The organism is Gabonia massiliensis (assembly GCF_001403595.1).
GTDB classification, from domain to species: Bacteria; Bacteroidota; Bacteroidia; order Bacteroidales; family Coprobacteraceae; genus Coprobacter; species Coprobacter secundus.
This window is the reverse complement of sequence record NZ_LN877940.1, coordinates 457,320-470,432: the sequence shown is the minus strand read 5'-3', so window position 1 is coordinate 470,432 and position 13,113 is coordinate 457,320. Positions and strand designations below refer to the sequence as shown.

Sequence of the window (13,113 nt, the reverse complement as noted above, 5' to 3'; positions counted from 1 at the left end):
AAGAAATTACTCGGAATGAAAAAAGCAGGGCTACTAATAATATATCTAATTTGTTTATCGGTCCATTTGTTTTCTATGGGAAAAGAGCCGTCGTTATATCGCAATATCGATGAAAAACAAATGGAACATTGGGTAGACTCTGTATTCGATTCCATGACGTTTAAAGAACGAGTAGGGCAACTTTTTGTTTTAGGAGTAGACGTCAACCTTTCTGCTCGTAACAAAGAGTTAGTAAAAAAATACATACAAGAACTCAAAATCGGAGGCATTCTGTTTACTAAAGGAACAGCAAAAGCCCAGGCCGAACTGACAAACTATTGTCAATCACTGAGCAAAGTCCCACTGATGATTACTCTTGACGGAGAATGGGGGCTATCCATGCGTCTGACCGACACACCCAAGTTCCCCATAAACATGACATTAGGAGCAATAGAAAATGATAGTCTTATATATGCTTACGGGAAAGAAGTAGGACGTCAGTGCCGCCGGATGGGAATCCATGTAAATTTTGCTCCGGTACTGGATGTCAACAGTAACGAAAATAATCCGGTAATCGGGCGTCGCTCTTTTGGAGAGTCGCCTGAAAAAGTAGCTCACAAAGCCATCGCTTACGCCCGCGGCCTTGAAAGTGAAGGAGTTTTGTCGGTAGGTAAACACTTTCCCGGGCATGGGGATACCTCTGACGACTCTCATAAGACTCTTCCAATAGTTAACCAAACACGGCACCATCTGGAAAAATTCGAACTCGTTCCTTTCAAAAAATACATCAACAGCGGTCTGGGCGGGCTCATGGTCGGCCATTTGAACGTACCGGCTTTCGACAATTACTCTCAACTCCCAGCTTCACTTTCCCCGGCTATCACCGATACTTTGCTACAACAAAAAATGAAATTCAAGGGTCTTGTTTTTACAGATGCATTGGAAATGAAGGGGGCATCAGAATTTCCAAATCTGGCAGCCAAAGCTTTATTGGCAGGAAACGATATTTTATTGAAACCCCTCTCCCCTATCACTAAAATGGATGAATTGCTAAAAGCGATAGATGACGGAGTAATACCTCATTCTCTCATTGAAGAAAAATGCCTTAAGGTTTTAAGATATAAATACATTCTCGGACTCAACCACTATTCTGCCATTCCTTTAAAGAACCTGAACGAAGACTTAAACACTAGACAAACCCAGTTATTAATACAGGAACTATATGCGGCAGCCATCACAATACTAAAAGATACCAAAGAGATTCTTCCGTTAAAAATGCTGGGACAAAGAACCATCGCAGCAGTAGCTGTCGGAAAAAACGATGAAACCCCATTCCAAAAAATGCTGGGAAACTACGCCTCTGTCGAACCCATTTCCTTAACCGGGAAAATGCCTACGGCCAAACAATCCGAAATTATATCACAATTGGATAAATACAACACAATTATTGTCGGTATTCATTCAGGGAAAAAAGCAGATATAACTCTGGCCCGACGTATTTGTCAGAATAGGAATACCATACTCGTATTCTTCACTTCTCCATATCAAATCAAAGGATACCAAGAAGTTATAAAAAAATCACAAGCTGTAATTCTGGCCTATGAAGATAATGTAACAGCACAGGAATATGCTGCCCAAATTTTGTTCGGGGGATACGGTGCACAAGGCAAACTCCCGGTCAATATCAATAATCTATTCACCTTAGGCAAAGGTACTGAAACCCAGGCGACCCGTTTAGGATACACTCTGCCGGAAGCAACAGGGATGAATAGTGACTCCTTGGACAAAATCGCTCCTATAGTAAAAGAGGGCATCTCTGCCAAAGCTTTTCCCGGATGTCAGATATTAATCGCACACAAAGGAAAAATCATATATTCAAAATCATTTGGTTACTTCGACTACGCCGGTACTCATCCAGTACAAAATACCGATGTATACGACTTGGCATCCGTCACTAAAGCCACAGCTACTTTACCTGCAATCATGAAATTATATGATGACCATAAATTATCTTTTCATCAAAAATTAAGCAATTACATCCCTCAGCTAAAAGCGGATACACACAAAAAACAAATCACTATAAAAGATGCTCTTTACCATGAAACCGGGCTAGCAAGCACCTTATCGGTATTTCCCCTATTTCTGGACAGAAACTCTTACGGAAATCATTTGTACCAAAAGAAAAGAGACAACGACTATCGTATACAAATAGACCGCCAATTATATGCGCATAAAGATGCCCGACTACGCAAAGATATGTTTTCTACCAGCCGGTCAGATACCTTTCCCATAAATATAGCAGAAAACTTATATGCCACCCCCAAAGTTCCCGATACATTATTTACCTGCATTGTAAAATCTAAAACAAGAAACAATAAAAACTATTTATACAGTTGCCTTAATTTCATACTATTACAAAAAGCAGTCGAAAACATAACCCAGCAACCTCTGAATCTGTTTTTAAACAAAAATTTCTATGCCCCCTTAGGAGCTACAACTACAACATACCTACCGCTTACACATATCAGCAGAGAACGAATCGCCCCAACTGAGAACGATGCTTTACTAAGAAATCAAATTATTATCGGTTACCCACACGATGAGTTGGCTGCCTTCTCCGGCGGAGTAAGCGGAAATGCCGGTTTGTTCTCAAGCGCCAATGATTTGGCTAAACTTTTACAAATGTATCTCAATCAAGGAGAATACGGTGGAGAAAGATATATCTCTGCCCATACCGTCGCAAGCTTTACCAGGGCCAAAAGTGAAAATAGTCGTAGAGGATTAGGCTTTGACAAACCCAATACCAATAAACCGGAAGCCAGTCCTACCTGCCCCGAAGCCCCAGCCTCCGTATACGGCCATACAGGATTTACCGGTACAGCTTTTTGGGTCGACCCGGACAACGACCTCATATTTATATTTTTAAGTAACCGGGTATATGCCCATAGATGGAACAAAAATCTAATGACCCTGAATATACGTCCTCGCATCCAGTCGATAATATACAGTGCTCTAAAATGACAGTAACTATATAAAACAATCCCCCTATCTGAATTGGATAAGGAGATTGTATAAAATTAGATTCAATTTATCAATGAAACCTCACAAAAGGAAATATTAACAATTATTTTTTAACCAACTTATAATCTCGACTTTCATTATTGTCGGTTAATTTTAATATATATACTCCTGGCATAAATTCAGTTGAATGTACAACTAAAGTTTTAGCACCGGCAACTTTCGAAAATACACAAACGCCAGACATATTATATATCTGAATCAGTGAGCCTGCCGATATGCCATTGACCATAAAACTACCTGTAAAAGGATTTGGATAAATATGAATACCGTTGTTCCACTCATTTGTCAAACTACTAACTAAAGAAAATTCTGCATCAATTACAATATTCTTTTTTACAGTCTGAAGATAAACTCCATCTGATAATAAATCTTTTATCTCATTGTCATTCAATAACAAAGAATGTAACTCATAACCGTCATTTGCAACGGGCTTGATTGATAATACAACGCCATCCTCAACTTTACTGTCATTACCCAACAATTCACCCAATACTCCGTTCTCTGATATACGTACTTCTATCACTCCATTTTCAACTTTTCCCATTGTCAGGGTATGTACTCTTTTAAATGACACAGAAATTCTCAAATCTTTTGTAACTTGATGCTTATAAATACCGTCCTCCAAAAATCCTATCTGTTCATAACCATTTATTTTCAAAGAAGACACTTTATAATTTTCATCAGAAATGGGCTTAATCAGCACTACCGCATTTTCCTGTATCTTGTCTCCATTTTGCAAAAGCTCATCCGAATCTTCCAAACGTACTTCTATGCTCCCATTTTGAGGTTCATCAATAGTCAGGCCATATAAAGTTGCAAATTCCGCAGAAATCATAATATTATCCTTACCTTCCATTACGGTATAAGTATATGTTCCATCTACTGATTTTATATCTTCTCCATTTACCTTGACAGATACCAACTGCAATTTATTAGGTATATCAGAATAAGCATCAATAATCAACTTAGTCCCTATCTCTATTTTATCTCCAGAATTTACAACCACAGGCATAATAGAACCCGATTTTCTATAATACACATCCAAATGAGCACCTATTTGGCTTGGTGTTTCAATAAGGACTGTACGTGGCAATTGCATATGCTCCTCTACCATCACCGGAATATCATATACCATACCTTTATCTACTTCACTACAAGGACCATCCAAATATGCAGGATCTGATGGATTCTTACGATTATGCCATGCATCGGTATATTTAATACGTATACAAGTTTTCCCGATTTTGGCATCAGCAGGTACCCGAAACTCTTGTACGATATTTTCCATCCGCTCCCCATTATTCCAATTATTCGTCACGGAGGGAGCACACTCACCCACCATTGCTACACGCTCGCCATCGGCTTCTGTAAAGTCCCCATCTCCATTCCAGTCTGCAAAAATTTCAGCATGTGTATATTTCAACCCATTACTGGCGGCATTATTTCCTACGAAAGAAATAGTAAATGTAGAAGACTGTTCTACAGTCAGAGACTGATTCAATTTCGTATAAACAACCGCAAGCGGAGCATTGGCCGTATAGTTGATTTCTTCCGTCCCTTCTTTTGCCCCTACAGAAGTAATTGCCGTAAGATATCTTTCATTAATCTTCGTTCCTGCGGGAATACAATATTCCGGACCAGCATCTTCCAAACGTTCAAATTCTACAGTAACAGTAGTAATCCCTGTTACTGTGAACGTGTTAACTCCTGCTGGTAGAGGTGTGCCATTAATCAAAATACTTTTCAATCGATAACCTTCAGCAGGAATAGCTTCAACTGTCAGGATTGTATTCTCTGCAATATTTATGCCACTAATTACCTCTGCATCTCCATTCAATACCTTTAACGTACCTTGAACTTCATCTGGTGAAGTTATAGTCACCGGATAGCGAGATGCCACATCCGGGAAATTAACCAAAATTCCGTCGTGACCATGTCCCGAGATATCCGGTACCGTCGTGCCCGATATATTTGCAAAATCATAAGCAGCAATAAGACCCTCCGTATTCTCACCTACAACAGACGTCATGTCGGCAATAACTTCTTCTCTTGTCAACGCTTTACTATAAAAACGTACATCATCCATCTCCCCATCCATAAAATATGAGGGGACTGATAATGCTCCATTCTCATTGAGCCATCCGGCTCCGACTAAAATATCAAAATTATTGGCCAAAGGTTTTGTTTTAAACGCACCGTCCAATGTTTTATTTTCTTTTTCTACTCCGTCAACATAAGCTATCGTTTTATTATTCACCGCATCGTAAACCCAAGTCAAATGAGCCCATGTATTCTCAGGAAAAGAAATCCCAATGCCATGACCTTTTCCTCCCCATGGATCGCCCTGAGGAGACAAATTCACTGAATACTTTGTATTACCGCTACCATCACCCCATAATTCATAACCGGTTGTACCACTATTGTTTGTTCCTTCATAAGAACGCTTTGCTACAAAACGGCATGTACTACCTGTAAACCCCATTTTTACCTTACAAGTTACTGTAAATGTACCTCCTATTTGTGGATTCAGCTCTTCGGCATTAGGAATACGCATATAACGGTCGACACCATTCAATTGTAATGTATTACTCACTTGAGGAGCCGGTTCTGCATTCCCCGTCAACCAATCCATCGTAAAACGATAAAAAGCAAGTTTAAATCCATCATCACCAGGCAAACTCGAATCCCATTTACCTTCTTCTACCAAAGCACCAATACTACCATCCGGTAAAACAGCCAGAGAAGAATAGGCCGAATATCCCTCAAATAATTGCCTTTTTACTTTCCAAGATTGGCCTTCGTCATAACTCAAATAAACTGTAACATTTTCACGAGTAGTAGAACTCGCCGGCAAAGAATGCAATAGGCAACTTTGCCCATCAGAGGAATACGAATAGCGAATAATATCCCCATTACAAGCAGGGTCGTCCAAATCGGAAACCATATAAGACCGTCCCCATGTCTCCCCCCTATCTGTAGATTTGCAAAATTTTCGATATCCCTTATTCGGATTTCTGATACTCATCAATATATCTCCATTTTCAAGTTCTACAACTTTAGCCTCATCCCCAATAGTTTCCGCAACACCAGACACATCCCATGTATCTCCTCCATCATCCGAATAACAAACATAATTATAAAGCGGACCATTTGAGCGACTATCCGGTCGAACAGCCAACACAAACATTAAACGCCCGTCTCTCAATTGCAGTGCATTGCCAGAACCGGCAAAAGCGGCATACCAATCGGAATGCTCTTTATAAATCTGGTCGGTAATAGCCCGGGGAGCACTCCATGAAATTCCATTATCCATACTCTTTGAGATATAAATACCCTGCCGATTCGAAGGAGCTGCTGTCCATAAACCCTGGTCACCGACAAAAATGCAAAGTAAATGCCCGGAGTTCTTATCCAATACCACAGCCGGGTCTCCATACGTTTTACCATTACCACCTTGCGCTACCACGACCGGAGCCGACCATGTCTTTCCATAATCAGTACTACGTCTCGATACAATACTGATTGTATTGGGCAAGTCCTGCAACGAATTGCCGCGTTTATCTACTACCGCAATTAAAGATTTATCTGCAGCTACTGTCAAAGCCGGAATACGGTAATATTTGGAACCGTCATAGTTCATATCAAAAACCAACGTCCGCTCCGGTAAATTTTGTGCTACTAAATAGGATGAACACAAACATAACAAAAAGAACAATACAAATTGTGTGCTTTTTTTCATGATATTACTATTTTAAATTAAAAAATTAATTTTTGAGGCAAATATAAATAAAAATATTTAATATAATAACTTTAATTATAAAAAATATATATTGTGCTTAACTAATAAATATATTTTTAATATAAAAATAGTGCAGAAATAATAGATTTAAGTATTTTCTCGCGATTAATCAATTTTTTTTATTTTATAGAATACCAAGAAAAAATCCTTTAAATACTCTCTAACAAAAAAGAGAAGAAATAATTAAGACAATAAATCATAGAGCTATTTATCAAAAAATAAGGGATGTGCCGATTGGCACATCCCTTATTTTTTACTTTAATTTCATATCATTCTGCAGGGTGAATTGCTCCGGTCGGACAAGCGTCTGCACAAGTACCACAATCTGCACAAACATCCGGATCGATTTTATAAATATCACCTTCAGAAATAGCTTCAACGGGACATTCACTAATGCAAGTACCGCAAGCAATACAATCTTCACTAATTACGTAAGCCATTGTTTTAAAGTTTTATTGATAAATAGTACTAATTATGTCCTGCAAAAATAATGGATTTTTATCATTATCTCCAAAAAATAGATACTTTTTATGCCTTATTTTATCTCAATATAAATTAGACCAAAAGTAAAGCCCATAATAAAACTCTATCGATATTTATAGTAAGCCCAGATTCTCAAATTTATTCCAAAACCTGATTATGTAAATCATAAAGCAACTTTAAAATGTTATCTTTGCAAACAATAAGCATCAGCATTTACCGTTTAATAGGTATATTTTTCGAAAATAATATGTCCAAACGTTCGCTAATATTTTCTTTATTACTATTCTTTACGTTGGGAGTTCAGGCTCAACGAAACAAAGTACAACGTTTGCCATATATTGACCAAAGACTTCTACATTTCGGATTTTCGATAGGTACTCACGTTCAAGATCTCCGTTTTGTAAACAGAGGGGAACCCGGCGATAACGGAGAAACCTGGTATGCAGAAATTCCCAGCTTTTCTCCAGGATTTAATGTAGGGTTGGTCAGCGACTTATATCTTTGTGAATATCTAAATCTCCGCTTTTGTCCCACTATGTATTTTGGAAATAAAACCATCGAAATGCGAGAGAATACCTCTGACGAACGAAAAATCGTAGATATAAAATCAAACTACCTTTCTCTTCCCATAAGCATAAAATATGGAGCTAAACGCTTGAACAATTACCGCCCCTATATCACTGCCGGAATAAGTCCTACTCTGGACCTTGCCAAAAAGAAAAATGACATATTGCGTTTGAAACCATACGATACTTACTTGGAAATAGGATTTGGATGTGATATCTATTTACCCTTTTTCAAGCTTATCCCCGAACTAAAATTCTGTTTCGGATTGGGCAATATGCTTGAAAAGAAAAGAAATGACCTACAAGACCCACTCGATTATAAATATACTCAATCTCAGAAAAAAATTACCTCCCAGATAGTAGTCCTTTCATTTTATTTCGAATAATATTTTGAAATTAAAAATATTTAACATACAAATTCTTGCAGATAGGACAGATTATTGTACCTTTGCACTCACAAACATCGCGGGGTGGAGCAGTGGTAGCTCGTTGGGCTCATAACCCAAAGGTCGTCAGTTCGAGTCTGGCTCCCGCAACTAAAAAAGAGCGTCAAGTGGTTGACGCTCTTTTTTTATGTCTATCATTCTGGCCTTATCATTTCTGATTTGTATGCAAGCAGGCTTCAACTAATTTATCCAAATCATCTAACGGAGATACCGGACATACCCTGAATCCCATTTCCCAACCAGCCTCAATATTTGCCGGACTGTCATCCAGATACAAAGTTTCTTCAGGCTTCAACCCAGCATCCTTTATCACATAATCGAAAAATGCTTTTTCAGGCTTCGAAGCGCCTATTTCATAAGATAAATATAACTTATCAAAAAAGTCATCTATCGTATGACCTCCGTCCTTAAACAGATGCTCCTTGGTATAATCCATATGGATTTTATTAGTATTACTCACCATATACACTGAATAATTTTTACGTAGCCCCAATAGCAAATCCAGCTTATACAACGGAATGTCTTGTATTATCGCACTCCATGCAGCTCGTAATTCTTCATCTGTTGCCTGCAAACCCAAGGAAAAGTTCAGATTATCAAAAAACTCACGTTCTGTAATTTTTCCATTTTCAAAATCACGAAACATCCCGTCAAAAGACCACGATGCCGGGACAATCTCATCTGCAATTTCTGCACCTAAAGCACGAAATGCAGCAACAGCCTTTTCTCGACTTAGGGTTACCAAAACTTCCCCAAAATCAAAAAGCAAGTTCTTTATCTTCATATTTTTATATATTGTTTCTTTCGATATTAGTATTTAAAACTGCTCCCTCCCAAAAACTCTCTCAACAATGAAGTCGGAGGTATTTCATGCTCGGCCAATGGCAAAAAGAAGTCAAGAAATTTCAATAACCGGTTGGCCTCCCCATATTCTGGACAATCACGAGGGACAGCACTCAATATAGGAGTTGCATGACGTTTCATTACAGCCAGTTCAAACAACAAGGAAGAATTGAACATTGCGTCGGCATTTTCCTGATAAGGAAATATCCATTTTTCTTCACCTCGCCGGACACTCGGCCATCGAGCAATCGTGCTTTGCGCAGTACTACCCCGATATTTATAATCGCGAATGATACGCCGAAGCAATCGATTATCACCTGTAGGTATCCAATTATGATCATCTATTGATATGGATGTCAAAGCCGATACATATACCCGATATTTCAATTTATTTTCTATCTGCGGTGTCAAGTCAGGGTTCAACGCATGTATACCTTCTAAAATCAGAACCGATGCTCTATCCAGCTTCAGTTTATTGCCTCGATAAATACGTTTGCCCGATTCAAAATTATACGTAGGCATATCCACTTCTTCACCTTTTAACAAGCGATTCAAGTCTTTATTAAATAGCTCCAAATCAAGAGCATAGAGTGATTCATAATCATAATCTCCACTCTCATCTTTCGGCGTATTTTCCCGATTGACAAAATAATTATCCAAAGAGATTGTTACCGGACGCAACAGATTAGTCATCAATTGGATAGATAAACGTTTAGAAAATGTTGTTTTTCCTGAAGATGAAGGTCCAGAAATAAGGATAACACGAGCCTCCCCGTTCTTACATTTCTCTGTAATCTCATCTGCAATACCCGCAATTTTTTTTTCGTGCAGAGCCTCTATAACTTTTATAAGATCAGTGGCTCTTCGAGCCAAAATAGCCTGATTCAGATTTCCAACATTCGAGAGACCTACAATATGATTAAAGCGTACATATTCCTCGAAAGCCTTCAACATTTTCTCTTGTCGTACAATTTGAGATGTCACTTGCGGATTGTCCACCGAAGGAGGGACAAGAAGCAATCCCCCATTATATTTTATCAAATCAAACACTTTCAAATATCCGGTCGAAGGGACAAGGCAACTATAATAGTAATCTATCAGATTATCAAGACGATAATAGATAGTATACAGCCTCCTCGAAGTTTCCAATAAAGCTACCTTATCTTCCATTCCCTGACTTCGGAATATCTCAAGCGCTTCTTTAGTCGGACATTCAATTCGTTCAAAAGGCATATCTGCATCAACAATTTCCCTCATCCGCTGTTTTATACGGATAATGCTCTCCTCTGAAATCTTATCTTGAACATTAATTTCACAATAATATCCTTTCGATATAGAATGCTCAATACGCAGTTGCATCCCCGGCATTATATCTTCTATAGCCTTATACAAAACAAAACATAACGAACGGACATAAGCACGGGAGCCCGAACCGTGAGTAATATCTATAAACTCTATCTGCTTAGGATTATATACACAATAATTAAGGTCTTCTGTCTTATTATTCACTCTGGCACACAAAACCTGATGGGGTAATTCAACTCCCAACAATCGGTATATCTCAAGTAAAGTCAACCCTTCACGCACTTGTACCGACTTCTGTAAATTCACGCAATAAATAGTTATATCTTTCATGCATCCTCCTTCTTCAAAAACAAATATTATTTTCCTTTTTTACATTGAATAAATATTGTATTTACATTAAAATTCAAATATATAAACTTACGGCAAATCACTTATTTTTGCTATTTTTGCAAAAAAAATGATTTGACACATTATTTATCAAATATATCAAGAAGTCTTGTATAAAACAACAAATCAAATAAACTAATTGAAATGGAGTACACTTTTTTCGACTTTTTGACCCTTATTGGCTCTTTAGGGCTTTTCTTGTATGGGATGAAAGTCATGAGCGAGGGGTTACAAAAAGTGGCAGGCGACCGGTTGAGAAGCATACTTACGGCAATGACGACCAATCGGGTGACCGGAGTACTGACCGGAGTATTGATTACCGCTCTTATCCAATCATCATCAGCAACAACCGTAATGGTTGTCAGTTTTGTCAATGCCGGACTTCTATCTCTGACCCAGTCTATCACCGTAATCATGGGTGCCAACGTAGGTACCACCGTCACAGCCTGGATTATCTCCATTTTCGGATTCAAAGTCAACATAAGTCTTTTTGCCCTTCCTCTCATCGGATTATCTATCCCATTTATTTTTTCCGGCAGTAGCAAACGTCGTTCCTGGGGAGAATTCATTATTGGCTTTGCATTCTTGTTTATGGGACTCGACTTTCTGAAAAACTCGGTTCCCGACTTACAAAGCAATCCGGAAATCCTATCGTTCCTCAGAGAATACACCAACATGGGATTTTTCTCAGTACTGCTTTTCCTGTTAATCGGAACTATTGTTACCATTATCGTACAGTCTTCCAGCGCTACCATGGCTATTACTCTAATTATGTGCAGCAAAGGGTGGATTTCTTTCGATATAGCCGCTGCAATGGTATTAGGGGAAAATATAGGCACCACCATTACAGCCAATCTGGCAGCTCTATCGGGTAATGTCTCTGCAAAACGGGCTGCCTTTGCACACTTTATGTTTAATATATTCGGTGTCTGCTGGGTTCTCCTCTTATTTTATCCATTCACACGTTTCATCTCGTTCCTGGTGCATGAAATGACCGGTGGTTCCCCTACCGACCTAATGAATCTGATCAGCCATCAAAGTCCGGAGGTTGTAAATAAAATCTCTGCCGAGAATATAAGTAACCTTACTTCCGGGGAAGCGGCTTTACGGTCTCAATTTTTAGCCGCTCAAGTTACCGTCTCATACGCTCTGTCCTTGTTCCATACAGTATTCAATATCATCAACGTACTCATTATGGTATGGTTTGTAAAACTATATGTTTACATTGTGACACGAGTAATTACCGTCAAACACAGCGATGATGAAGAATTTCAACTTAAATTTATATCCGGCGGTCTACTGTCAACTTCCGAATTATCTCTTCTACAAGTAAAAAAAGAAATTGCCGTATATGCTGAACGCACCCAAAGGATGTTAGGTATGGTCAAGGACTTAGTACACGAGAAAGAAGGAAGTGAAGCTTATTCAAAAATATATAGTCGCATAGAAAAATACGAAAAAATAAGTGATCGTATGGAGCTGGAAATTGCAAATTATCTAAATAACGTAGCTGATGGACGTCTAAGTTATGAAGGTAAGCTTCAGGTAAGTGCCATGCTCACAATGACCTCAGAAATCGAAAGTATCGGAGACAGCTGTTTCCACCTGGCTCGGACTCTACTGCGCAAGCAAGAGTCGAAAGCTACGTTTACTGACGAAATCGTACAAGATGTAGATACCATGCTCCGATTGGTCAGCGAAGCTATTGAAAATATGATTATAATTCTCAATAAAAACGATGCTACAGATGCAGATTTCAACAAAGCATACAATAAAGAAATGGAGATAAATAATTATCGTAATCAGTTACGTACACAAAATATAGAAAATATAAACTCAAAAAAATACGAATACCAATCCGGGACTCACTTCATGGATATCATTTCAGAATGTGAAAAATTAGGAGATTACGTAATCAACGTTATAGAAGCCGTTAAGGAAAAACGAGGAATTAAGAATTAGAATCCTGTATTATTGAATACAAAAAACTAAAAAATGCATCATAGATTTTGGTATACTCTTATGATGCATTTTTTATTGCCAGATTACCCGTTCCCCAAATCCCTGATTCAAAGAATAATAAAACTGACAATTACAAAAATTTCCGGTCTATATCGATTCAAAAATAAAATTAACCCTTCTTCATGCTCTTCTTTTTATAATTTTTTTTTAGAAAAATCATGTAATTAAAAAACAAGTACATTTTAACCCCCAAACCGAGAGA

General features: G+C 38.2%; 6 protein-coding genes, 1 tRNA gene and 2 pseudogenes. 5 read left to right on the top strand and 4 right to left on the bottom strand.

Features of this window, described 5'->3' with window-relative positions; genetic code table 11:
- Positions 1-15 precede the first annotated feature (15 nt).
- Positions 16-3,000, top strand: coding sequence for a serine hydrolase domain-containing protein (locus BN2628_RS11905; RefSeq protein ID WP_055097396.1), 2,985 nt, complete (start codon positions 16-18; stop codon positions 2,998-3,000).
- A 103-nt stretch (positions 3,001-3,103) separates the two neighbouring features.
- On the opposite strand, the gene BN2628_RS16850 is transcribed toward BN2628_RS11905, so the two are convergent.
- A complete protein-coding gene (locus tag BN2628_RS16850; protein WP_074024152.1) occupies positions 3,104-6,799 on the bottom strand; it encodes an exo-alpha-sialidase in 3,696 nt (1,231 codons plus the stop codon).
- 329 nt (positions 6,800-7,128) lie between these two features.
- The gene (locus tag BN2628_RS11895; RefSeq protein WP_021930849.1) at positions 7,129-7,299 is read right to left on the bottom strand and encodes a DUF362 domain-containing protein; all 171 of its coding nucleotides are present in this window, start codon (positions 7,297-7,299) and stop codon (positions 7,129-7,131) included.
- 290 nt (positions 7,300-7,589) lie between these two features.
- Here BN2628_RS11895 and BN2628_RS11890 point away from each other — a divergent pair, with 290 nt between their 5' ends.
- A complete protein-coding gene (locus tag BN2628_RS11890; RefSeq protein WP_055100312.1) occupies positions 7,590-8,294 on the top strand; it encodes a type IX secretion/gliding motility protein PorT/SprT in 705 nt (234 codons plus the stop codon).
- A gap of 78 nt (positions 8,295-8,372) precedes the next feature.
- Positions 8,373-8,444: transfer RNA gene (locus tag BN2628_RS11885), tRNA-Met, on the top strand.
- Between the two features lie 58 nt (positions 8,445-8,502).
- Here the strand turns inward: BN2628_RS11885 and BN2628_RS11880 are convergent.
- Together BN2628_RS11880 and BN2628_RS11875 are read right to left on the bottom strand one after the other, a co-directional pair.
- On the bottom strand, positions 8,503-9,138 hold the full coding sequence (locus tag BN2628_RS11880) for an HAD family hydrolase (protein WP_055097393.1): 636 nt from the start codon (positions 9,136-9,138) through the stop codon (positions 8,503-8,505).
- 26 nt (positions 9,139-9,164) lie between these two features.
- The gene (locus tag BN2628_RS11875; RefSeq protein ID WP_055097390.1) at positions 9,165-10,832 is read right to left on the bottom strand and encodes a nucleoside kinase; all 1,668 of its coding nucleotides are present in this window, start codon (positions 10,830-10,832) and stop codon (positions 9,165-9,167) included.
- 201 nt (positions 10,833-11,033) lie between these two features.
- Here BN2628_RS11875 and BN2628_RS17815 point away from each other — a divergent pair.
- Together BN2628_RS17815 and BN2628_RS17810 are read left to right on the top strand one after the other, a co-directional pair.
- A pseudogene (locus BN2628_RS17815) lies at positions 11,034-11,874 on the top strand (Na/Pi cotransporter family protein); the annotation flags it as partial.
- 146 nt (positions 11,875-12,020) lie between these two features.
- Positions 12,021-12,851: pseudogene (locus BN2628_RS17810) on the top strand (PhoU domain-containing protein); the annotation flags it as partial.
- Positions 12,852-13,113: the final 262 nt, after the last annotated feature.